Origin of the sequence: Gibbsiella quercinecans, from assembly GCF_002291425.1 — a bacterium.
Classification (GTDB): domain Bacteria; phylum Pseudomonadota; class Gammaproteobacteria; order Enterobacterales; family Enterobacteriaceae; genus Gibbsiella; species Gibbsiella quercinecans.
In genome coordinates this window covers 100,818-124,410 of record NZ_CP014136.1, presented here as the reverse complement: position 1 = coordinate 124,410, position 23,593 = coordinate 100,818, and the positions used below count along the sequence as shown (strand labels likewise).

The following is a 23,593-nucleotide window of genomic DNA, read 5'->3' as shown; positions in this document are numbered from 1 at the left end:
TAGTGATTTCTAGATGTATGTCAATTGGTATGCGAAATAAGATTTTCGCCACTTTTGGAATTCGCTATTTTTTTTGGGGCTATAGCCAGCATGGGATTGCGGCAGGTAACTATTTTGTTACCTCTGCTTTTGTGGGTTAACACGCCGTTGGGTGGGATAAGCCGAGAAAGTGCATGCCACTTGCGGCGGGCTGTGGAACAGCCCAGGCGTCAGGCGGATCGCCGGGCACGCGTTTGGATTGCAGGCCGTCATACTTTTGTTTTTTCGCGCGGCTATGTTATCTGGGCGGCAAGGCCGCTGCGGCGGTATGCCACAGGCGCTAGATGGGTAAGGGGCATACGTTTTTATTGCAACGTATCGTCAATATTTATGCGGCTTTCCCTGCTATCCTGCCGAATAACGGCTATCCTGAACGCTGCCTATAGCAAATTCGCCAGGTAATAACGTTGCGCTGCTGACTTATTACCTGGCTTAACGCCCCAAGATCAATGGGGCGATAGCGCGCTCGGAACACAGAGATGCTACGACAACAATCACAAAGCACAACGTTATATCCGTGGGGCCAACCGAGAGCTTATGATTTATGATGTATTGATACCTTCTTTATATAGGGATGTGTGTATTACCTGTGCCACATTGTCGGTCAGTTATTTTGCGTTAAGTAATAAAGCCCCGTTTTCCTACCAGTCGGAGTGGTGGCGCCGCGTGTTGTTCGGCATCTTTGCCGGCGTGGCGATGATCGTACTTAGCCAGCATCGGCAGTTTTTTAGCGCCAGCATTTATTACAGTTTTGCCGCGTTGCCGATGATCCTGGTGGTGTTTTTCGGTGGGGGATTAAGCGGGCTGGTCGCTTTCTTGCTCTGTGCCGCTTTCACCGGCGGTTTGACCGTGGATAACCTGTTTACCGCTTTCATTCTTACGCTGTTGCTATTAACGCAGGTGTGGCTGAAAAGATCGAACCGCGTTTTTTACACCACGATTGGCCTGATTGCGCTGTATCGTATCGCGGTGGTCAGCAATGAGGTTGATGTCGCCGTACAGTGGCTGGACATTTTGCTGTATCAGGCGGTTTCGTTGCTTTTCCTGGCGGTTTGTTACCATGCGCTGAGCTTTAAAGAGCGCTATATCCAAACCTTTTTTGCCATGCGCGACAAAGCAACCCTGGACAGCCTGACCTATATCAATAACCGCGCCAGCGTAGATTACAAGATGATGCTGCAACACGCCCAGCGCAAGCCCTGCGGGATGCTGATTATCGATCTCGACAATTTCAAAACGGTGAATGATACCTACGGCCATGTCTCGGGCGACATGCTGCTGGCCAGCGTGGCGCGGCTGCTGCAGGATGGGGTGCGTAATGAAGACTTTGTCGGCCGCTATGGTGGGGAAGAGTTTATTGTGATCACCGCCAGCCACGATCCCAAAGTGGTTAACGCGGTGGCGGAACGCATCCGCCAGGACGTTCAGGATACGCTGTTTATCGTTGCGGAAGGCGAAGAGATCTGTATCACCTTATCGATTGGCGCTTCGCTGTATCTGCCGGGGATGGGGATAGATAAAGCGGTCGAAATTGCCGATGAAGCCTTGTACCGGGCGAAACACGCCGGCAAAAACAACGTGGCGTGCAGCCGGCTGATGCAGCTTTCAGAGTTGGTCAGTTGATACAAAAAAGCCTGAACTTGCGTTCAGGCTTTCTCTTTGAATATGGCGGTGAGGGAGGGGTTCGAACCCTCGATACGCTTTCGCGTATACACACTTTCCAGGCGTGCTCCTTCAGCCACTCGGACACCTCACCATATTGTTGCCGCAGCGGCCTGGCCGCTCTCGACGGGCGCTAATGTAGGAGAAACTGATCCCAGCGTCAACACTCTTCACGCAAATCCGTGCGCGTTTAGCTAAAGTTGCAGCAATTTGTTGGTTTCACGAGCGATTCCTCCACCGTAACGCGTACCCCCCCCGGCGGGCACCTTGCCGGGGGGGCGGTATCACCCAATAAGAGGTTTACTCTCGCTGCCAACGGGATTGCTGTTGCCCGTTGATATACAGCGTGCGCTGCTCGCTGGCCGGCAGCCGAACGTCGAGCGTGCGCCATGCCGGCTGGTAATTGCCTTCCGCCTCTAACTGTACATCAATGCGTTGATTGTCACTGGTGATTTGCCAACGCAGCCACAGCGCGTCACCCTGTTGCCAGCCGTTGGATTCGCCGTCGTCTTCAAACAGCAGGCCGTTGTCCTGGCCTTTCCCCATCGGCGGGAACAGCAGCATCTCGCGGCGATCGTCAGCCCGGTGTTCAACATGCGCAATGCGCCCGGAGAGCGGCAGCATCGCGCCGGCTCTGACCAGCAGCGGCAGCCGCTCAAGCGGTGCGTCGAGCGTGATGGTTTGCCCACCGCTGAACCACGTGCCGCTGTGAAAATCGTACCAGCCAGACGCATTGCGCGGCAGGTATACCGCGCGCTGGCGTTGGCCCGGTTCGACCACGCTGGCCACCAGCAGATCCCGCCCCAGCATAAAGTCATCGGTTTCATTAAAAGTGACGTCGTCACTTTCGTGATCCAGGAAGGTGGGGCGCAGCATCGGTTCGTCATCATGGCTGGCCTGCCACAGCAGGGTATAGAAATAGGGCAGCATGCGGTAGCGCAACGCAATAGCCGCGCGGATAGCCGGCGTGACGGCCGGGTACATCCAGGGCTCATTGACGGTATGATCGTCATTCCAGGAGTGGATGGTAAAGCGCGGGTGCATGACGCCATTTTGCACCCAGCGAACAAACAGTTCGGCATCGGGCTTGTCGCCAGAGAAGCCGCCGACGTCATGGCCCACGTTGTATAAACCGGAAAGGCTCATACCGACGCCCATGCGAGTGTTGTAGCGTAGGGTTTGCCAACTGGTGCGGTTATCGCCGCTCCAGGTTTGCACGTAACGTTGCATGCCAGCACAGCCGGAACGGGAGATCAGATAGGGGCGTTTTTCCGGCGCAAAACGCTGCTGCGCTTCCATCGAAGCGCGCATCATCAGCAACGGCATCACCGGGCGGATGTGCTTGATGGCAATCTCCTTGCCGAAACCGTGGCAGCGTGCTTCGCTGTCCCACACTTCATATTCGTTGTTGTCGTTCCAGGTGGAGTCGATGCCCATGGCCAGCAGTTGCTGTGTGACATTGTCTTGCCACCAGGCCACCGTTGCCGGGTTGGTGAAGTCAAGATGTGAGCCTTCGTCATCCCAAAAACACGAACGCTCCGGCGCGGCGTTTTGCGAATCGCGGATGAACAGGTTTTGCTCGGCGACCTGCGGATACATCGGGTGATCCTGCAGCAGGCAGGGCTTGATGTTGGCCGCCAGTTTCAACCCCGCATCATGGAACGCCTGGCTCATCACCTTCGGCTGCGGCACTTTGTCGTAATTCCAGTTGAACACGTAACGCTTATCGTTGATCGAGGTATAACCGGAAGAAAGCTGAAAGGAATCGCAGGGAATATCATGCTGTTGGCACAGCGCAATGAATTTCATCAACTGCTGCTGTGCATCGGGCGCGTCAGTATAGTGCATGGTAGAGCCGCTGTAGCCCAGGCTCCATTTGGGGCCAAACAGCGTTTTGCCCGTCAGGCGCACGAAGGTCTTGGTGACATCCAGTACCCGCGTGCCGAGGAACAAATAGTAATCCAGATCGCCGGCTTCGGCGTGGTAGCGTCGGTAGGGCTGATGATAGTTGTCCAACTCGTTGCCCAGATCAAGCCGTGTGGTGCTCAGGTTATCGTAAAACAGGCCAAAGCTGACCTCGCCGCGCCGGGTAATGGTAAAGGGCACATGCTTGTAAAGCGGATCGGTACTGGCCGCGTTGTAGCCCATGGCGTCCAGGTTACGGAACTCAAAGCGGCGGCCGGCGCGGTTAAGATCCCCGGCCTTTTCCCCCAGCCCATAATAGCGCTCCTGCGGGTAGCGGCGCTGGTAGTGTTCCACACCGTCGCCAAACGGGTTGAGTAGATAGGCGCTGGTGGGCCGATCGGCGGCCAGCGGTTGCCATATACCTTGTTGATCGCGATATTCCCACTCCAGCCACAGCGGCTGGTGTAGGGTGACGCGCAGTTTTTCACTGCTCAGGCGCAATTCATTGCCCAACGGTTCCAGTTCAAAGCCCGGCAGGCTGAACCCTGCGCAGCTTTCACGTGGGCGCCCCTCCCAGGGAACATCCTGCTGCGGTGCGATGCTCCAGGTGCGATCCAGCGCCAGTTCGCCCTGGCGTTTGATCAGCACACGGAACATATCCGCTTCCAGCACGTAAATACGGAACAGGTGCTGCCCATCCACTTTCAGTTCGGCAAACTCGGCGGTGTGCTGATTCAGTACCCAGTGTTTCAACATTTTCATAAACGATTACCCCAACAACTCAGACAATTAAACGTTGCGCGCTTTGCTGCGGCGCTCGGCGATGAAGGCGATCAGGAACACGGCGCCGATCAAGTCAAAGAACCCCATCGCGATAAATAGCGGGTTATAGCCGATGGTATCGGCCGTCAGCCCGATCAGCAGCGAGAACAGGAAGCTGGCAATCCAGGCAAAGGAGCCGCGCATGCCGTTCACCGTCGCCATTTGGCCCTTATCAAAGGATTCCACCACCAGGGCGCTGAGCATGCAGGAGATCACCTGGTGGCCAAAGCCGCCAATGGAGATCAGCAAAATGGTGATGTAGGGATCGCGGGTGAGCGCCACCAGCGCCAGGGAAATCATCAAAAATGCGCCGGTCACCGAACTGGCGACAATCGAGTTAACCCGTGATCCATTGAAAAATCTGCCGTACAGCCGAGTTAAATAACCGCTGGCGACGCTGCCCAGATCGGCGGCCAGGAACGGCAGCCAGGCGAACATGGCGATCTGTTTAAGATCCATACCGCGTTCGTTGGCCAGATACAGCGGTACCCAGAAGCTGAGTACCGCCCAGGCCGGTTCTGCCATAAAGGCGGGAATGGCGATGCCGTAAAAACGTTTGTTTTTGCATACCGTCTTCAACGCGGTGAAAAAGGGGAGTTTGACCGGTTCCGGTTCGTTATCCTGTTTGATGTATTCCAGTTCGCGGCGGCTCAGGTTGGGGTGCTTTTCCGGGCTGTGGTAGAACAGCCACCACAAGACCACCCAGCACATGGCCAGCAGGCCGGAGAACAGGAAGGCGCCTTGCCAGCCAAAGTTGATATGCGCGACCACGATAATCGGCGGAGCCAGCATGGCGCCGATGGAAAAGCCGACGCCGGCCCAGCCAGCGGCAATCGGGCGCTCTTTTTTCGGGAACCAGTCGCCCAGGGTTTTGGCGTTGGCCGGTGTCGCTGCGGCTTCAGCTGCGCCCATAAAGAAGCGCAGCACGGCCAGTTGGAACCAACTGCCGGCGCCGGCATGCAGCATACACATCAGCGCCCAGATACTGGCGCAAATCAGAAAGCCGAGCTTGAGCCCGATAACATCGATCAGCCAACCACACAGCGGTTGAAAAAGGGTATAGGCCAATTGAAAGGCGCCCACCACCCAGGAGTATTGTTCAGTTGTCATCCCCAGGCTGTCTTTCAGCTCCGGGGCCAGAATGCCCAGTGAGTTACGCGTAATATAGTTTACCGTTACCCCCAGCAGGAAAAGGCTCAGTATCCACCAACGTAAGTTGCTGATTTTGCGTTTTTCCTGCGTTGTAACCGCAGCATTATCAATATTGAGATTCACCGTCATATCCTCATTTTCTAGCCGCTGAATGGTGGCCCTGGCATTGGAACCCACCGTATTTGGCTGCGTGATGATCCTTAATCGCTACAGAGCCGGCACTGTGGCGCATCTTTTTTTATCTCTAGATTCAGTCAATTAGATGGCCCTAATTGAAATACCAGTTATGTAAATTGGTTTACCAATTCAGAGTAGATGAGTTGAAAACGTGGTGATACGCACTTTTTTGCAAGTTTTTTCATGGCAGACTGCGGCGGTGTGGAAAAGAGCGGGAAATGCTTATTACCGTAGTTTTTTTGCCGTGAAAACTTTGTCATTTTCAAACTTGAACTGGATCACAAAATGAACGGAAAGTTAAAAATCAAAGAGATCGCCCTGCAAACTGGGCTTTCGATCAGTACCGTTTCCCGCGTGTTGTCAGGCAAAGCCAATTCCAGCGACAAGGCCAGAAGCAAGGTATTGGCCTGCGCGCGGCAACTGGGCGTATTGGATGAATTGGCTGATGGCCGGCTGCTGCTGAATGGGGTGATGATTTTTGCGCCGGCGCGGGCTTTTGATGCGCGCACCGACGTTTTTTACTACCAGGTGATCCAGGGGATCCTCACCGCGCTGCGTTCCTATGAGGTGCGGGTGCGCTATTGCGCGTTAGAAGAGTACGACAGCGACGCGGCGCTATTTATGGAGAAAACGCGCGATCCGCAGACGGAAGCGGTACTGATGATTGGCATCGACGACAGCTACATCCATGCGTTGGCGGCCGATTTGGGCAAGCCCTGTGTGCTGATTAACTGCCGCGATCGCAAGATGCGTTTACCCAGCGTGGCACCGGATCACCCGGCGATCGGCGAGGCGGCCGCCGGCTATTTGCATGAGTTGGGGCACCATCACATCCTGAGCCTGCTTTGCCTGCGGCGCTACACCATGGAGCATCGGCTGCAGGGCATTAAAGCGGCGATGAAGGCCCATAACCTGGCGTTTGACGAGCAGCGCCATCTGCTGCCGGTCGCTGGGTTCAGCGCCGCCGAAAGCTATCAGGCGGTGAGCGAATTTTTGCGCGGCTGCCCGCAGGAGGAGCGGCCCACGGCCCTGTTGGCCGGTGGCGACTTTATCGCCGCCGGCGCGGCGGCGGCGTTGCAGGATGCCGGGCTGCGCGTGCCGCAGGATATCTCGCTGATGAGCATGGATGGCTTTAATTCACCGCTGATTCATGACATTCCGCTGACCGCGCTGCACGTTCCGCGTGAAGAACTCGGGGAAGAAGCGGTGCGTATGTTGCAGCGCCGCGTTATCAGCCCCACACAGCCCAGCGGGAATCTGTTGCTGCATGGCGCGCTGGCGGTGGGGAAATCCGTTAAGCGCATTCGAGCCGATCACGCGCATACCCCGGTCAATGAAGAAGGGTTGTATGACTAAGTGGCTAAAACGCGATCTTTGTCACAGATAAAGCGGGTTGCGACGGCCGTACCGTGGTGCCCGCGTTATTTTGGTTGACTAACATTTTTCAATGGTTGAGTATCTTCGCTAAATTGGTTGACCAATGTTGCAATCCGAATGTCCGCCGGCCACGGCGGGGGATAGTACCGGGCAACCGCCACCGTTAACTCCCTTTTTTGCCGGCTGCCAAACGGCGGCGCAATCAGAAAGGGAAGGCGATCACCATTATTGTGAGGTATTCAGCATGAAGCAGACCTGGCGTTGGTATGGACCGAACGATCCCGTTAGCCTGGCCGATGCCCGGCAGGCAGGGGCCACCGGCATTGTCACTGCGCTGCACCATATCCCGAACGGGGAAGTCTGGCCGGTGGACGAGATCCGCAAGCGCAAGGCTGAGGTGGAAGCGGCTGGGATGGAGTGGGCCGTGGTAGAGAGCGTGCCGATCCATGAAGAGATAAAGACGCAGTCCGGGCAGTATGAGCGCTGGATCGCCAATTACCAGCAAACGCTGCGCAACCTTGCCGAATGCGGCATTGGCATCGTGTGCTACAACTTCATGCCGATCCTCGACTGGACCCGTACCGATCTGGCATACGGCCTGCCGGACGGTTCAAAAGCGCTGCGTTTTGATCAGATCGCGTTTGCCGTTTTCGAGCTGCACATCTTGCAGCGCCCCGGCGCAGAAGCCGACTACACCGCCGAAGAAATTGCCCAGGCGCAGGCCCGTTTCGCCGCCATGTCCGAAGCGGAGAAAACGCAGCTCACCGGCAATATCATCGCCGGCCTGCCCGGTGCCGAAGAGGGCTATACCTTGGATCAATTCCGCGCGCAGTTGGCGCGTTATGAAGGGATCGATAAAGCGAAACTGCGTGAGTTTTTTGCCTATTTTCTGCGCGCCATTATCCCGGTCGCGGAAGAGGTGGGCATCCGTATGGCCGTTCACCCGGACGATCCGCCGCGCCCGATCCTGGGTTTGCCGCGCATTGTCTCCACGGCTGAAGACATGCAGTGGATGGCGGATACGGTACCCAGCGCGGCCAATGGCTTCACCATGTGCACCGGCTCCTATGGCGTGCGCGCGGATAACGATCTGGTCGCGATGATCAAGCATTTTGGCCCGCGTATTTATTTCCTGCACCTGCGCGCCACCAAACGGGAAGAAAACCCGCGCAGCTTCCACGAGGCGGCGCATCTGTATGGCGATGTCGACATGTTCAACGTGGTGAAGGCCATTGCCGAAGAAGAGCACCGGCGCAAGGCGCTGGGCGAAACGCAGCCGATCCCGATGCGCCCCGATCACGGCCACCAGATGCTCGACGATCTTAAAAAGAAAACCAACCCGGGCTATTCGGCAATCGGCCGCTTGAAAGGGCTGGCGGAAGTGCGTGGGGTGGAACTGGCTATCCACCGCGCTTATTTCAACCACTAACGATGCTTGGTACGGCGTGCGGCTCCCCGCAGCCCACGCCCCGCGGCCTGACTTCTGGCCGCGGACTTAAAGGAGTCCGTCATGGAAAAAAATCTTGCCAATAGCCCGGTTTCCGTTGCCCGCCCTGGGTGGGATAAATCGCGGCTGGTGGCGCGCATTGTTCATCTGGGGTGCGGCGCGTTCCATCGCGCCCATCAGGCGTTGTTCACCCACCATCTGCTAGAAAGTTCCGACAGCGATTGGGGCATTTGTGAAGTGAACCTGATGCCGGGCAACGATGCCACACTGATCGCCAACCTGAAGGCGCAAGCGCTGCTGTATACCGTGGCCGAATGCGGCGAAAAGAGCACGGAATTGAAAATCATCGGTTCCATGAAAGAGGCTCTGCATCCGGAATTCGATGGTTGCGCAGGGATCCTGCAGGCGATGGCGCGCCCGGAAACCGCCATCGTTTCGTTAACCGTGACCGAGAAAGGCTACTGCACCAACGCCGCCAACGGCCAGCTGGATCTGGCCAACCCGCTGATTCAACACGATCTGAGTCAGCCCGCCACACCAAAATCCGCCATTGGCTATATTGTCGAAGCCCTGAATATTCGCCGCCTGAAAGGGGAAAAAGCGTTTACCGTGATGTCGTGCGACAACGTGCGCGAAAACGGGCACGTGGCGCGCGCCGCAGTGCTGGGGTTGGCGCAGGCGCGCGATCCGGCGCTGGCCGCCTGGATTGAGCAACAGGTGAGTTTCCCCTGCACCATGGTCGATCGCATCGTGCCGGCGGCCACGGAGCAAGCCTTGCAAACCATCGCCAGCCAGTTGGGTGTTTACGATCCCTGCGCTATCGCCTGTGAGCCGTTCCGCCAGTGGGTGATTGAAGACAACTTCGTCAACGGCCGGCCGGCCTGGGACACGGTCGGCGCACAGTTTGTCGAAGATGTGGTGCCGTTCGAAATGATGAAGCTGCGCATGCTTAACGGCAGCCACTCGTTCCTGGCCTATCTGGGTTACCTGGGGGGTTACGAAACCATCGCGGAAACTATGACAAACCCGGCGTATCGCAAGGCCGCGCTGGCCTTGATGCTCGATGAGCAGGCCCCGACGCTCGCCATGCCGGAAGGTACCGACCTGGTTAAATACGCCCATCTGTTGATTGAGCGCTTCAGCAACCCGGCGCTGCGGCACCGTACCTGGCAGATCGCGATGGACGGCAGCCAAAAACTGCCGCAGCGCATGCTGGATCCGTTGCGTATCCATTTGGCGAACGGCGGCGGCTATCGGCATTTGATCCTGGGCGTGGCCGCCTGGATGCGTTATGTCGGGGGCTTGGACGAGCAGGGCGCGGCCATTGAAGTGGTCGATCCATTGGCGGGTGAATATCAGCGCATTTATCAACAGCAGGCTGAACCGGCAGCGCGGGTAAAGGCGTTGCTGGCCATCGAAGGCATCTTCGGTACTGATTTATCGCAGAACCACGCGGTTGTCTCTGCAATCACCGATGCCTATCAGCGGTTATTGCGCGACGGCGCGCGTGCCGCCGTTGAAGCCCTTTAAACGCGAGGAACAGCTTATGGCACGGTTTATGACAGAAGATTTCCTGCTGAAAAACGCCACCGGCCGCGCGTTGTATCACGACATCGCGGCAGACATGCCGATTTATGACTATCACTGCCATCTAAGCCCGCAGGAGATTGCTGAAGATCGCCGCTTCGACAACCTGGCGCAAATCTGGCTGGCCGGCGATCACTACAAATGGCGGGCACTGCGCGCTGCCGGTGTGGCTGAAGCCCTGATAACCGGCAACGCAACCAGCGATTATGAAAAATACATCGCCTGGGCGAATACGGTGCCGATGACGCTGGGCAACCCGCTGTATCACTGGACGCACCTGGAGCTGCGGCGGCCGTTCGGCATTACCGATACCCTGTTCGGGCCGCAGACGGCCGATCGCATTTGGCATCAGTGCAACGAACGGCTGGCGGAGCCGGCGTTCTCTGCGCGCGGCATCATGCGGCAAATGAACGTGCGCATGGTGGGCACCACGGACGATCCGGTTGATTCGCTCGATTATCACCGCCAGATCGCCGCCGATAGCCAGTTTGATATTGAGGTTTTGCCCAGTTGGCGGCCGGACAAAGTGTTTAAAATCGAACTGGATGGCTTTGCCGACTATATCCACAGATTGGAGCAGGCGGCGGATATCGCCATCAGCCGGTTTGAGGATTTGCGCGCCGCGTTGCTCAAGCGCCTGGATCACTTCACGGCGCATGGCTGCCGAGCGGCCGATCATGGCATTGAACAATTGCGTTTTGCTCCGGTGCCGGACGATAGCCACCTGGATGCTATTCTGGCCAAGCGCCTTGGCGGCGCGAGCTTGAGTGAGGATGAAATCGCGCAGTTTACCACCGCCGTATTGGTGTGGCTGGGGCGCCAGTACGCTGCCCGCGGCTGGGTAATGCAACTGCACATCGGGGCGATCCGCAACAACAACACGCGCATGTTTCGTCGGCTGGGGCCGGACAGCGGTTTTGATTCGATTGGCGACGGCACGATCGCCTGGCCGCTGGCGCGCCTGCTCGACAGCCTGGACGTTACGGATGAACTGCCGAAAACCATTCTCTACTGCCTGAACCCCCGCGACAACGAAGTGCTGGCGACGATGGTGGGCAACTTCCAGGGCGAAGGCATTGCTGGCAAGGTGCAGTTCGGCTCCGGCTGGTGGTTTAACGATCAGAAAGACGGCATGCTGCGCCAGTTGGAACAGCTGTCGCAGATGGGGCTGTTGAGCCTGTTTGTCGGTATGCTGACGGATTCACGCAGCTTCCTTTCTTATACCCGCCATGAATATTTCCGCCGCATCCTTTGCAACCTGATTGGGCAGTGGGTGGAAGAGGGGGAGATCCCCGACGATAGCGCGATGCTGGGCGAACTGATTCAGAATGTTTGCTTCAATAATGCGGCGCGTTATTTTGCCCCCGCCGGTTAACCGCCAGACGTTTGCACGCCCACAGGAACAGTGGGCGTAATCTGGCCGTGCGCCTGTAATTGGCAGACCAATCGTGCCATAATTACACCACTTTTTTCACTGTCGGCCCCAGCGCAAAGCAACGATGAAAATACAGCCTATGACCACGCAACCCGCAGCGGCGCTCCAGCGGCCTTATCAGGAGGTCGGGGGCATACTGCGTTCAATGATTTCGCAACAGCAGTATCGCATTGGCCAGCGCTTGCCGCCGGAGCGGGAGTTGGCGGATACGTTGAACGTTTCACGTACCGTGGTGCGTGAGGCACTGATCATGCTGGAAATAGAAGGGCTGATTGAAGTCAAACGCGGGGCGGGCATTTTCCTGCTGAAGAACCCGCTTGAGCATGCGCCCGGTGCGGCGCTCGACGCGCAGAGCAATAATGCCGGCCCGTTTGAAATGCTCCAGGCGCGCCAACTGCTTGAAAGCAATATTGCGGAGTTTGCCGCGTTGCAGGCCACGCGGGAAGATATCATCAAAATGCGTCAGGCGCTCCAGGTTGAAGAGTATGAGCTGGCGCACAACGGCAAGGAAAGCGGCGATATGCAGTTCCACCTGGCGATTGCCGAGGCGACGCATAACAGCCTGATGGTGGAGCTTTTCAAGCATTCCTGGACATGGCGCGAAAATAACCCGATGTGGATGCAACTGCACAGCCGCCTGATCAACAACGATTACCGCAAGGAATGGTTGACCGATCACAAGTACATTCTCTCTACCCTGGTGAAAAAAGACCCCGGCGCCGCCAAGCTGGCCATGTGGCAGCACCTGGAAAACGTGAAAAATCGCCTGCTGGAGTTTTCTGACGTCGACGACATCAACTTCGATGGTTACCTGTTCGAGTCCTGGCCGCTTAGCAACGCGGGTGCTGCTGATTGACGCCGGGCCGGTGTGAATGTACTTGCATTGGCGCTGAAATCAGGGAAGGCTTAAAGGCATTTGACGCGCAGGGACTCTGATTATGGACATCATTTTCTACGATCGCACCACCGATCCCGATATCTGGTTTGCCGGCTTAACCCGGCGTTTGCCGCAGGCTAACGTGCGCCAATGGCTGCCCGGCGATCGGCGCCCGGCCGACTATGCGCTGGTGTGGCGGCCGCCGTTCGACATGCTGGCGGGCCAGCCGCAGTTGAAAGGCATCTTTTCATTAGGCGCCGGGGTTGACGCCATTTTACAGCAAGAGCGGGAAAACCCTGGCCTGCTGCCGGAGGGCGTGCCGCTGTTTCGGCTTGAAGATACCGGCATGGCGCAGCAGATGCAGGAGTATGTGTTGAGCTATGCGCTGCGCTATTTCCGGCGCTTCGATGAATACCAACTGCAGCAACAGCAGGGGTGCTGGCAACCGCTGGCGCCCCACACCTACGCTGATTTTACCGTGGGGATACTGGGGGCGGGCGTGTTGGGTAAACGCGTTGCGCAGGCATTGGCGGCATTGGGTTTTAACGTGCGCTGTTGGAGCCGCAGCCCCAAGCAGATTGCGGGAGTGGCAAGCTATGCGGGCGAGGAACAGCGAGCGGCCTTCCTGCACGGTGTGAAGTTGCTGATCAATCTGTTGCCCAACACGCCGCACACGGCCGGCATCCTGAATAATGCGCTATTTTCCCAACTGGCCCCGGGCGCCTACCTGATTAACATCGCCCGCGGTGGCCATCTGGTGGAAGACGATTTACTGTCTGCGTTGGCATCCGGGCAGATCACGGCGGCGGTGCTGGATGTTTTTGTCACCGAGCCACTGCCGGCGCAGCATCCGTTTTGGCGTCATCCGCGTGTCACGCTAACCCCGCATATTGCCGCCATGACATTGCCGGAGCCGGCAATGGATCAGATTGTGGCCACCATTCGGGCGCTTGAAGCCGGGGAAGTGCCGGCTGGCAGGGTTGACCGCCGGCGTGGTTACTGATGAGTTCATTTTTTGCATCGCGCCCGGCCGCCGTTTTTGACGATAAAGCCCCGTAGCCCCGGCCCGCGATGCACTGCGGGCAATTAAACAGGAGAGCCCATGTACCCCGTTGATTTACATATGCATACCGTTGCCAGCACCCATGCCTACAGTACGTTGCATGACTATATTGCCGAAGCCAAACGCAAAGGGATCGCGCTATTTGCCATCACCGATCACGGCCCGGATATGGCGGATGCGCCGCACTATTGGCACTTTATGAATATGCGGGTATGGCCGCGCCTGGTGGATGGCGTAGGTATCCTGCGCGGCATTGAGGCCAACATCAAGAACCTGGAAGGGGATATCGACTGCACCGGCCCGATGCTCAATGAGCTGGATCTGATCATTGCCGGCTTTCATGAGCCGGTATTGGCGCCGCAGGATAAGGCGGCCAATACCCAGGCGATGATCGCCACCATGGCCCAGGGCAACGTGCACATCATCAGCCACCCCGGCAATCCCCGTTATCCGATCGACATTGCCGAAGTGGCCGCCGCCGCCGCCAAATACAATGTGGCGCTGGAGCTGAACAACTCGTCTTTCACCCATTCGCGCAAGGGCAGCGGGCCCAATTGCCGGGCGATCGCCGCCGCCGTGCGCGATGCCGGCGGCTGGCTGTCATTAGGCTCTGATTCGCACATTGCCTTTTCATTGGGCAACTTCGCGGAGTGCGAACGCGTTATCGATGAGGTGGGGTTCCCCCAGGCGCGTATTTTGAACGTCAGCCCTCGCCGCCTGTTAAATTTTCTTGAGCAGCGCGGCAAACCGGCAATTGCGGAACTGGCGGATTTGTGACATCGTCACGCAAATTTTTTACGTTATTGAATAGGCCGCTATTATGAATGAATTTTCCATCGTCTGCCGCGTGTTGGGGACGCTGTTTTACCGCCAGCCGCAGGATCCTTTGCTGGTTCCGTTGTTTACCCTGATTAAAGAGGGCAAGCTGCAGGAGAACTGGCCATTGGAACAGGACGCCCTGCTGGCACGTTTGCAGCAAGGCTGTGAGCCGCCACTGCTGGCTGCGGATTTCAACGCCCTGTTCGTGGGCAGCGAATGCAGCGTACCGCCATTCCGCTCCGCCTATGTTGAAGGGGAAGACGAAGCGCCGGTCAGGGCTTTCTTGCAGCAGCGCGGCATGCCGCTGGCGCCATCGCCGGTGGACCATTTTGGCCTGTTGCTGTTGGCCGCCTCCTGGCTGGAGGACCAATCCCAGGAAGACGAAACGCTGGCGCAAATTACCTTGTTTGATGAATTTCTATTGCCGTGGTGTGGCCGTTTTCTCGGCAAGGTGGAATCGCACGCCACCAGCGGTTTTTACCGTACGCTGGCCGAAATCACGCGCGCGGCGTTGCAGGCGATGCGTGACGAACTGGCGGAGTATCAGCAGGGCGAAGAGTAATCATCTGAACATTGGGCGCAACAGATTGCGCCCGTGTGGCGTTGCCCCGCAGGCGCTCGCAGGGCAACCGGTGGGTTAGTCGGTAAAAGGGATCACCAATTCACCCGGTTTCACTTCCAGCCCCTTCGCCAGTTTTCTTGCCAGCGCTTCGGTTTTGCTGTTTTCCGGGTTTAGCACATAGGCCGGTTTCTGATTGAAATAGCTCTTCAATGACTGGTTCAGATACGGCGTTAATGCTTTCATCACGGTATCCATTTTTTCTGGCTGCACTTTATAGTCGGTCAGCTCCATGTCTTTCAGGAATACCGCGCCTTGCTCACGATCGTAAACCGGCTGCGCCTTCAGCGACAGTTGCAGATCGGCTTCCTGCGGGCCGAGGATCGACGTAATGTTCACTTTGGCATTGCCAGACAGCGTAACCTTGCCCGGCTCGCTGCGGCCGATCTGGCTTTGCAACTGGGTTAGCACGATGTTGGCATCCACCAGCCCCGGTACCCCAATCTGTTTTTTGTAATCGTTATGCTTTTGCAGGTAGTCGTTCACTTCCTGCTCGCTGAGCGTGTACTGGGTTAGTTGGTTACAACCGGCGATGGCGCCGGTGAACACCAGGGCTGCCACGCCCATCCAAATCTTTTTCATTTAGGCCTCATCAAACTGTCGGTGCATAAAGCCGCTTAGTATACTCTGCGGCACCCGCGGGCGAAACGGCAGGCCGTCGGGGGAACGATCGTGCGTGAGATGGCGGCGGGAGCCTATCGGAAAACGCTGAAACCAGGCGCTGGGGGAAGGCGATGGCAACGCGTAATGCCGGCGGCACCCGCCGTTGCCCATCGTAGTGATTACTGTTCCATATCCAGCAACAGCGGAATGTCGCTGCGTTCAGCCATGCGGTTACGGTAGGCTTCGACATTGGCCGGCAGGGTGACGCCGGCGACGATCGACAACGAACGCAAGGTGGGGAACAGGTGAATATCATCGTCGGACAGCTCGCCGTTTACCGCCTCGGCGGAAACGATCAGCGGGGAAAGCCGCTGTAAATCTGCTTCAAGCTGGTCGATCAAATCAGCGCTGTTGGCCAAATGCGCCGCGAAGTCGCCAATGGCGGCCTGTTTCTTATGGGTGAAGTATTGGCGCGCGCTGTCGGTGGCGAACTCTTCGAAATCGGCATGGGCAAAGCGCGGCAAGAGTAATTTATTGATGTAGCCGGTTTGATTCAGCCAATCGGCGATAGCCGGGTTACTTGGCCCGGTCAGCACCGGTTTGCCGTCAAGCCGATCGACGTAGTGCACGATGTCCATGCTTTCCGGCATGTAAGTGCCATCGTCCTTTTGCAGGATGGGCGCCATTTTTTTGCCGATCATGGTAATTGGCGTGGTTTCATCGTCGTTCAGCAGGGTAATCAGGCGGACTGGCAAATTTTTTAAGCCAAAAATCATGCGCGCCTTTACGCAAAATGGGCAATGGTCATAAATAAACAGTTTCATATTTGCTCCCTTTCCTGTAACTGAGGTAACAGCAATGGTTACTATGGCATTGCGCAGTGGTTGAGCAATGTTGCTGCCAGATAATCTACTAATGATAGCGGTTTTGTGTGGTAATTACATATTTTATAGTGGGTTATTTGGCTCCGGGCAGGGCCGGGCTTAATGGCCGCGTAGCACCGCCGGCGCGGCCGAGTGTACCGTGAACTGCCGGTAAAGCGTCGCCAGCGTGGCGAAACCAACGATCCCCAGCATCAGCCAGGGCATTTCCGGCATGGCCAGGGCGCGGCCGGTATCATACATCCAACCGCCGCCGGCATAGCCCAGCGCCCCGCCAAGCGCCAACCCCAGGCGACTAAATAGGCAGCATCAGCATCACCTGCACGGCCAGCATATAATAGCCGGTTAGCGTCAGCACGTAGGTCAGGAAGCGGCGATCGCGCACCACGCGCATGACGCCGTCTTTCATCGGGGCGCGCACGGTAGATATGCGATACGCCGGCAGCAGCCAGGGTTTATCCGCCATCGCCATGGTGGCAAAGCCTGCGGCGCGCAGCAGCATTCCACTCACAATCATCGGTTTTGCGCCGAAGCGATCGGCGATTGCGCCGCCAAACACCCCTAATCCCTGCTGCACCAGTTGGCGTAGCCCCAACGCAATACCGACCACCAGAGCCGCCCAGCCGAGCTGATCGACAAAACGAATTGAAATAAGCGGAAAGACGACAAAAAAGCCTAAAACCACTAACAGGTTATCGAGTAATAAAAAGCCTTTACCCAAGCGCCGCGCTTGCGAGACCAAAGACATGCTTCACCACGAGCAATAAAGAAGGAAAGGGGAGATTAACCCAGCTATTTTGCGCCCAATATCCTTGTTCGGCTAGGGGAGTAGGTGGAATATTTTTTAGCTTAATCGGCGGCTAGCACGCTGAAAATGCATAAAAATCAAGAAAAATGCCTGAATGGCGATTTCCTGAGCGCCGGGGGTTTTACCTGTGGGGGCGGCTGTGGGTATATTACCTATTAATATATCCTTTATTTTCATCTTGCCTGCACCTGCAAGGTGAAGCGCCGATGGGCACGCCCTTTCTTTAAATGAATCGCTCAGACCACGAGGGAAATGATGTTTGGCTACCGCTCTGCATCACCAAAAGTACGCCTTGCCACCGACAGGCTGGTTGTCCGTTTAGTCCATGAACGGGATGCCTACCGCCTGGCCGACTATTACGCGGAAAATCGCGCCTTTCTCAAGCCTTGGGAGCCGGTGCGTGATGAAAGCCACTGCTATCCTTCCGGCTGGCAAGCGCGCCTGGGTATGATTGCGGATATGCAAAAGCAGGGCAGTGCCTACTATTTTATCTTGTTGGATCCCGATGAACAGGAAGTGCGCGGCGTGGCTAACTTCAGCAATGTATTGCGCGGCTCGTTTTACGCCTGCTTTCTCGGCTATTCGCTGGGCGAAAAGTGGCAAGGGCAAGGTCTGATGTATGAAGCCTTGCAGGCCGCCATACGTTACATGCTGCGCCAACAGCGTATGCACCGCATTATGGCCAACTACATGCCGCATAACCGGCGCAGCGGTGCGTTGCTCACCCGCTTGGGTTTCGAGCGCGAAGGTTATGCCAAGGATTACCTGCTGATCGACGGTAAATGGCAGGATCACGTTTTGACCGCTTACACCAATAAAGAGTGGCTACCGCCACGCTGAGAGCTGACATGAAATATGAACTGAGCGCCCCGGAAGCCCGGGTTATCGGCTGCCTGTTGGAAAAGCAGGTCACCACACCGGATCAGTACCCGCTGTCGTTGAATGCCATTACGCTGGCCTGCAACCAAAAAACCAACCGCGATCCGGTGATGGAGATGGCTGAAACGGACGTGCAGCAGGTGATCGATCTGCTGCTAAAGCGCCATTTCCTGCGCACGCTGAGCGGTTTCGGCAACCGGGTGGTGAAATATGAACAGCGCTTTTGCAATTCCGAATTTGGCCAGCTTAAGCTCTCGCCGGCTGAAGTGGCGGTGATCGCAACGCTGTTGTTGCGCGGGCCGCAGACGCCGGGTGAGTTGCGCACCCGAACCAACCGGATGTATGAATTCAGCGACGTCGGCGAAGTTGAGCAGGTATTGTCCACCCTGGCCGAACGGGAAGACGGGCCGTTCGTGGCGCGGCTGGCGCGCGAGCCGGGCAAGCGGGAAAGCCGTTTTATGCACTTGTTCAGCGGTGCGGCGAGCGATGTGCCGCTGCCTGCAGAAGACAGCGGAGATAGCACATTAAGCGCGCGGGTTGCCCAACTGGAAGACGAGGTTGTGGCGTTGAAGCAGCAACTGGCGCAACTGTTGGCGCGGGGGGAAGCATGAGCAAGCTACGCATTGGTGTGGTAGGGCTGGGCGGTATTGCGCAAAAGGCCTATCTGCCGGTGCTAAGCCAGGCGGCGGACTGGCAACTGGTCGGCGGGTTTTCCCCCAATCAGCATAAGGCGCAGGCAGTGTGCGACAGCTATCGCATGGCGTGCTTCCCGCGTCTGGATACGCTGGCGCGGCAGTGCGATGCCGTATTCGTGCACAGCAGCACCGCCAGCCATTATCCCGTCGTGCAGGAACTGCTGAATCTTGGCGTGCATGTGTATGTCGATAAACCGCTGGCAGAAACCCTCGAACAGGGCGAACGGTTGCTGGCGCTGGCCGCCGCGCGCGGCAAAGCGCTGATGGTCGGCTTTAACCGCCGTTTTGCGCCGCTGTATCAGCAGCTAAAGCAGCAGATGCAGGCGCCGGCCGCTATCCGCATGGATAAACACCGGGCGGACAGCGTTGGCCCGGGAAAGCTGCGTTTTACCTTGCTGGATGATTACCTGCATGTGATCGATACCGCGCTGTGGCTGGCGGGGGATGACGGTAAACGGCTAAGCGGGGCGTTGCGCACCAACGAGGCCGGTGAAATGCTGTATGCCGAACACCATTTTCAGTGCGGCGAAGTGTGGGTGACCACCAGTATGCACCGCTGCGCAGGCAGCCAACGTGAAAGCGTGCAGGCGGTAACCGAGGGCGCGCTGTATCAAATCAATGATATGCGTCAGTGGCTGCGCGAGGATAAGCAGGGTATCACCGAGCAACCGGCGCCCGGTTGGCAAAGCACGCTGGCGCAGCGCGGTTTCACCGGCGCCATCCAGCATTTTATTGCGGCGGTCGGTAACCAGACGGCGCCGGACACCAGTGGTGAGCAGGCATTGATGGCCCAGCGGGTGGTCGAAACGCTGCTGCGCGAAGCCGGTGTGTAAGGCAACCCTATGTAACATATGGCGGTAGCTATTCTTTTGCAGATGCGTAAACTGACTCGGCATCTTTCACTGGCGCCTGCAGCTTGCAGGCGTTGATATTTCAGTACACACCAGAAAAACCACATGAATCTATTAAAATCACTGGCCGCCGTAAGCTCCATGACGATGTTTTCACGGGTGCTGGGCTTTGCCCGCGATGCTATCGTGGCGCGCGTGTTTGGCGCGGGTATGGCAACCGATGCCTTTTTTGTGGCGTTTAAACTCCCCAACCTGCTGCGGCGTATTTTTGCCGAAGGGGCATTTTCTCAGGCGTTCGTGCCGATCCTGGCTGAATATAAAAGCCAGCAGGGCGAAGAGGCGACCCGCACCTTCATTGCCTATGTCTCCGGCCTGCTCACGCTGGTTTTGGCGCTGGTCACCGTGCTGGGCATGGTGGCGGCGCCCTGGGTTATCTACATCACCGCGCCGGGCTTTACCGATACGCCCGATAAATTCGCGCTGACTTCGGCGCTGCTGCGCGTGACTTTCCCTTATATTCTGCTGATCTCGCTGGCCTCGCTGGTGGGGGCGATCCTCAATACCTGGAACCGTTTTTCTATCCCGGCGTTTGCGCCAACCCTGTTGAACGTCAGCATGATTGGCTTTGCGTTGTTTGCCGCGCCGTATTTCCACCCGCCGGTAATGGCGCTGGCCTGGGCGGTGGTGGTGGGCGGCCTGTTGCAACTGTTCTACCAACTGCCGCATTTGAAGAAAATCGGCATGCTGGTGCTGCCGCGCGTCAAGTGGCGCGATGCCGGCGTGTGGCGGGTTATGCGCCAGATGGGGCCGGCGATCCTTGGCGTTTCGGTCAGCCAGATTTCCCTGATTATCAATACCATCTTTGCCTCGTTCTTGGTCTCTGGCTCGGTCTCCTGGATGTACTATGCCGATCGCCTGATGGAGTTCCCCTCCGGGGTGCTAGGCGTGGCGTTGGGCACCATCCTGCTGCCTTCACTGGCGAAAAGCTTTTCCAGCGGCAACCATGATGAGTATTCGCGCCTGATGGACTGGGGGCTGCGCCTGTGTTTCCTGCTGGCATTACCGAGCGCTATCGCGCTGGGCATTCTGGCGAAACCGCTGACCGTGTCGCTGTTCCAGTACGGCAAATTCACCGCGTTTGATGCCGCGATGACCCAGCGCGCGTTGGTGGCCTATTCGGTGGGCTTGATCGGGCTGATCGTGGTGAAAGTGTTGGCGCCCGGTTTCTATTCGCGCCAGGACATCAGAACGCCGGTCAGGATTGCCATAGTCACGTTAATCATGACCCAGGTGATGAACCTGGCGTTCATCGGCCCGCTGAAACATGCGGGGCTGTCGCTGTCCATCGGCCTGGCCGCCTGCTTGAACGCCTCGCTGCTGTATTGGCAACTGCGCAAGCAGAAAATTTTCCAGCCGCAGCCGGGCTGGGGCCGGTTTTTTGGCAAACTGGTGATCGCGGTGTTGGTGATGTCTGCGGTGCTGGTGGCGCTGATGTGGGTGATGCCGGCCTGGGATCAGGGTTCGATGCTGGCGCGCCTGTTGCGCCTGGCGGCTGTGGTGGTTGCCGGTATCGTCGCGTATTTCGGCGTGCTCGGGCTGCTGGGGTTCCGCCCGCGCGATTTCGCGCGCCGCGTTGCGCAGTGAGCGCTGGGGCGGGGGGATTCCCCCGCCGTGGTTAACATAGCGGCTTAAAAAAAGCCCCCTTATCGGCAACGGTAAGGCGGCTTTTTAACACCTGGCGGCCGCAGGGCCGGCGGTTACATGCGCTCGACGGTTTCGATACCCAAGGTATCCAGGCCGGTTTTCAGCGTTTTCGCCGTCAGCAGCGCCAGCTTCAGCCGGCTTTGGCGCACGGCTTCGCTTTCTGCATTAAGGATTTGGCAGTCCTCGTAGAAACCGGAGAACAGGCCGGCCAGATCGTACAGGTAGGCGCACATCACGTGCGGGGTGCCTTCACGCGCCACGGTGGTGATGGTTTCTTCAAACTGCAGCAGGCGGGTCGCTAGGGCGATTTCACGATTTTCAGTCAGTTGCATCGGCAGGGTGAGATCGCTCTCCTCCAGGCCGGCGCGTTTGAATACTGAAGACACGCGGGTATAGGCATACTGCATGTAAGGGGCGGTGTTGCCCTCAAAGGCCAGCATGTTGTCCCAGTCGAAGATGTAGTCGGTGGTGCGGCTTTTTGACAGATCGGCATATTTCACTGCGCCGATGCCAACCGCATTGATCAACTGCTGCAGTTCTTCCGCCGGCAAATCTGGGTTCTTCTCGGCGATAAGCTTACCGGCGCGCTCAACGGCTTCATCCAGCAGATCGGCCAGCTTGACGGTGCCGCCGGAACGGGTTTTAAACGGCTTGCCGTCTTTGCCTAACATCATGCCGAACATATGGTGCTCAAGCGAGACGGAATCGGGCACGTAGCCGGCTTTGCGCACGATGGTCCAGGCCTGCATCAGGTGCTGGTGCTGGCGTGAGTCGATATAGTACAGCACGCGATTGGCGCCCAGCGTTTCGTAGCGGTATTTGGCGCAGGCGATATCGGTGGTGGTGTACAGGTAGCCGCCATCCTTTTTCTGGATGATGACCCCCATTGGTTCGCCTTCTTTGTTTTTGTATTCATCCAGGAAGACCACAGTGGCGCCTTCGCTTTCCACCGCCAGCCCTTTGGCTTTCAGATCGGCGACGATGCCTGGCAGCATCGCGTTGTACAAGCTTTCACCCATCACGTCATCTTCAGTGAGCGTGACGTTCAGGCGGTTATAGGTTTTCTGGTTTTGCGCCATGGTAACGTCGACCAGCTTGCGCCACATCTTCAGGCAGTAGTCATCGCCACCCTGCAGTTTCACCACATAGGCGCGTGCGCGCTCCGCGAAGGCTGCGTCTTCATCGTAGTGTTTTTTGGCTTCGCGGTAGAACTGTTCCAGATCCGCCAGTTCCATATCGCTGGCGCTCTCGTTTTGCATTTTTTCCAGATAGGCGATCAGCATGCCGAACTGGGTGCCCCAGTCGCCGACGTGGTTGGCGCGGATCACTTTATGGCCGAGAAATTCCTGCGTGCGGGCGGCAGCATCGCCAATGATGGTGGAGCGCAGGTGGCCGACGTGCATTTCTTTTGCCACGTTCGGCGCCGAGTAGTCGATCACGATGGTCTGCGGTGCAACCGGGGTAATGCCAAGCTTCGGCGCGGCCAGGATACGTTCGGCCTGTTGAGCTACCCATGTGCTATTCAAAAAGATATTGATGAAGCCAGGACCGGCAATTTCAACTTTGCTGGCGATATCGCCAAGATCCAACAGTTGCACGACCTTTTCGGCCAATTGGCGCGGCGGCATGCCGAGTTTTTTGGCCACGGCCATCACGCCGTTTGCCTGATAATCACCAAACTGGGCCTTAGCGGACTGGCGCACCTGCGCTTCGCAATCGGCTGGCGCGCCTGCGGCAATCAGCGCCTGGCTGATTTTATCTGAAAGAAGAACCTGAATATTCACCGGGTTACCTTAAATGACAAACGAGGGACGCTGGCGCGCCCCTCCGGATTCAATGCGGGTTAACTGGCCGTGTTGAGAAACGGCGGCCAACCACAAAACAGCGCATAATTGTAACTGATCTGCGGCGCCGCGTCAGTAGTTGCCGCGCAGGAAGCGGTGAAGGAAGAGGGAAATGCCAAGGCCTTGGCGGTGATAGATAGGAACGATAACCTGTTAAAAATCCGACAGCCGGTTGGTTAACTAAAAATAATAAATACGCGTTAGTGTTTTTTATTATGACGGCCAGAACTGAGCGTGTTATTGCGGCGCGTTTTGAAATGCCGATAAATCGCATAGCTAGCGACCACGATCAGAACTAAGCATATCGTTAAGAGCAACATGTTTATCTATCCCGTATTTTTAACATT

At 57.2% G+C, this 23,593-nt stretch carries 19 protein-coding genes, 1 tRNA gene and 1 pseudogene; 13 read left to right on the top strand and 8 right to left on the bottom strand.

Features of this window, described 5'->3' with window-relative positions; genetic code table 11:
- The first annotated feature begins 576 nt into the window (after positions 1-576).
- Positions 577-1,662: a GGDEF domain-containing protein gene (locus ACN28Q_RS00675; protein WP_095844565.1), complete on the top strand. Its 1,086-nt coding sequence runs from the start codon at positions 577-579 to the stop codon at positions 1,660-1,662.
- A gap of 43 nt (positions 1,663-1,705) precedes the next feature.
- On the opposite strand, the gene ACN28Q_RS00670 is transcribed toward ACN28Q_RS00675, so the two are convergent.
- From ACN28Q_RS00670 to ACN28Q_RS00660, 3 genes are all read right to left on the bottom strand, one after another.
- Positions 1,706-1,795, bottom strand: a tRNA-Ser gene (locus ACN28Q_RS00670).
- Between the two features lie 206 nt (positions 1,796-2,001).
- Positions 2,002-4,368: a glycoside hydrolase family 31 protein gene (locus ACN28Q_RS00665; RefSeq protein WP_095844564.1), complete on the bottom strand. Its 2,367-nt coding sequence runs from the start codon at positions 4,366-4,368 to the stop codon at positions 2,002-2,004.
- A 27-nt stretch (positions 4,369-4,395) separates the two neighbouring features.
- Complete coding sequence (locus ACN28Q_RS00660; RefSeq protein ID WP_095848858.1) at positions 4,396-5,703, bottom strand: MFS transporter; 1,308 nt, start codon at positions 5,701-5,703, stop codon at positions 4,396-4,398.
- Between the two features lie 339 nt (positions 5,704-6,042).
- Here ACN28Q_RS00660 and ACN28Q_RS00655 point away from each other — a divergent pair, with 339 nt between their 5' ends.
- The 8 genes from ACN28Q_RS00655 (at position 6,043) to ACN28Q_RS00620 (ending at position 14,924) form a co-directional block, all read left to right on the top strand.
- On the top strand, positions 6,043-7,113 hold the full coding sequence (locus tag ACN28Q_RS00655) for a LacI family DNA-binding transcriptional regulator (RefSeq protein ID WP_095844563.1): 1,071 nt from the start codon (positions 6,043-6,045) through the stop codon (positions 7,111-7,113).
- A 265-nt stretch (positions 7,114-7,378) separates the two neighbouring features.
- Positions 7,379-8,563, top strand: coding sequence for a mannonate dehydratase (gene uxuA, locus ACN28Q_RS00650; protein WP_095844562.1), 1,185 nt, complete (start codon positions 7,379-7,381; stop codon positions 8,561-8,563).
- Between the two features lie 81 nt (positions 8,564-8,644).
- Positions 8,645-10,111 carry a fructuronate reductase gene (locus ACN28Q_RS00645; protein ID WP_095844561.1) on the top strand — a complete coding sequence of 489 codons (1,467 nt, stop codon included), beginning with the start codon at positions 8,645-8,647 and terminating at the stop codon, positions 10,109-10,111.
- A 16-nt stretch (positions 10,112-10,127) separates the two neighbouring features.
- Positions 10,128-11,543 (top strand): glucuronate isomerase, encoded by a 1,416-nt coding sequence (gene uxaC / locus ACN28Q_RS00640; protein WP_095848857.1) that lies wholly within the window; start codon positions 10,128-10,130, stop codon positions 11,541-11,543.
- Positions 11,544-11,682: 139 nt separating this feature from the next.
- A complete protein-coding gene (locus tag ACN28Q_RS00635; protein WP_230469472.1) occupies positions 11,683-12,459 on the top strand; it encodes a GntR family transcriptional regulator in 777 nt (258 codons plus the stop codon).
- An 82-nt stretch (positions 12,460-12,541) separates the two neighbouring features.
- Positions 12,542-13,483, top strand: a complete 942-nt coding sequence (ghrA, locus tag ACN28Q_RS00630; protein WP_095844559.1) for a glyoxylate/hydroxypyruvate reductase GhrA — start codon at positions 12,542-12,544, stop codon at positions 13,481-13,483.
- Positions 13,484-13,582: 99 nt separating this feature from the next.
- A complete protein-coding gene (locus tag ACN28Q_RS00625; protein WP_095844558.1) occupies positions 13,583-14,320 on the top strand; it encodes a phosphatase in 738 nt (245 codons plus the stop codon).
- 43 nt (positions 14,321-14,363) lie between these two features.
- On the top strand, positions 14,364-14,924 hold the full coding sequence (locus tag ACN28Q_RS00620) for a TorD/DmsD family molecular chaperone (RefSeq protein WP_095844557.1): 561 nt from the start codon (positions 14,364-14,366) through the stop codon (positions 14,922-14,924).
- Between the two features lie 75 nt (positions 14,925-14,999).
- On the opposite strand, the gene ACN28Q_RS00615 is transcribed toward ACN28Q_RS00620, so the two are convergent.
- The 4 genes and pseudogenes from ACN28Q_RS00615 to ACN28Q_RS00600 all read right to left on the bottom strand — a co-directional run bounded on the left by ACN28Q_RS00615 (position 15,000) and on the right by ACN28Q_RS00600 (position 17,450).
- Entirely contained in the window at positions 15,000-15,563 is a 564-nt protein-coding gene (locus ACN28Q_RS00615) for a lipoprotein (protein ID WP_095844556.1), read from the bottom strand.
- Between the two features lie 200 nt (positions 15,564-15,763).
- Positions 15,764-16,408: a glutaredoxin 2 gene (gene grxB, locus ACN28Q_RS00610; RefSeq protein WP_095844554.1), complete on the bottom strand. Its 645-nt coding sequence runs from the start codon at positions 16,406-16,408 to the stop codon at positions 15,764-15,766.
- Between the two features lie 159 nt (positions 16,409-16,567).
- Positions 16,568-17,213: pseudogene (locus ACN28Q_RS00605) on the bottom strand (hypothetical protein).
- Positions 17,214-17,309: 96 nt separating this feature from the next.
- The gene (locus ACN28Q_RS00600) at positions 17,310-17,450 is read right to left on the bottom strand and encodes a hypothetical protein (protein ID WP_165906991.1); all 141 of its coding nucleotides are present in this window, start codon (positions 17,448-17,450) and stop codon (positions 17,310-17,312) included.
- 78 nt (positions 17,451-17,528) lie between these two features.
- On the opposite strand from ACN28Q_RS00600, the gene rimJ reads away from it, so the two are divergent.
- From rimJ to murJ, 4 genes are all read left to right on the top strand, one after another.
- Positions 17,529-18,113: a ribosomal protein S5-alanine N-acetyltransferase gene (gene rimJ, locus ACN28Q_RS00595; protein WP_095848856.1), complete on the top strand. Its 585-nt coding sequence runs from the start codon at positions 17,529-17,531 to the stop codon at positions 18,111-18,113.
- 8 nt (positions 18,114-18,121) lie between these two features.
- Positions 18,122-18,763, top strand: coding sequence for a YceH family protein (locus ACN28Q_RS00590; protein WP_095844553.1), 642 nt, complete (start codon positions 18,122-18,124; stop codon positions 18,761-18,763).
- Positions 18,760-19,680 carry a Gfo/Idh/MocA family protein gene (locus tag ACN28Q_RS00585; protein ID WP_095844552.1) on the top strand — a complete coding sequence of 307 codons (921 nt, stop codon included), beginning with the start codon at positions 18,760-18,762 and terminating at the stop codon, positions 19,678-19,680. Before ACN28Q_RS00590 ends, ACN28Q_RS00585 begins: the two co-directional genes overlap by 4 nt.
- Before the next feature lie 123 nt (positions 19,681-19,803).
- On the top strand, positions 19,804-21,342 hold the full coding sequence (murJ, locus tag ACN28Q_RS00580) for a murein biosynthesis integral membrane protein MurJ (RefSeq protein WP_095844551.1): 1,539 nt from the start codon (positions 19,804-19,806) through the stop codon (positions 21,340-21,342).
- Positions 21,343-21,455: 113 nt separating this feature from the next.
- Here the strand turns inward: murJ and argS are convergent, their stop codons facing one another.
- Positions 21,456-23,186 (bottom strand): arginine--tRNA ligase, encoded by a 1,731-nt coding sequence (gene argS, locus ACN28Q_RS00575; RefSeq protein WP_095844550.1) that lies wholly within the window; start codon positions 23,184-23,186, stop codon positions 21,456-21,458.
- Positions 23,187-23,593 lie beyond the last annotated feature (407 nt).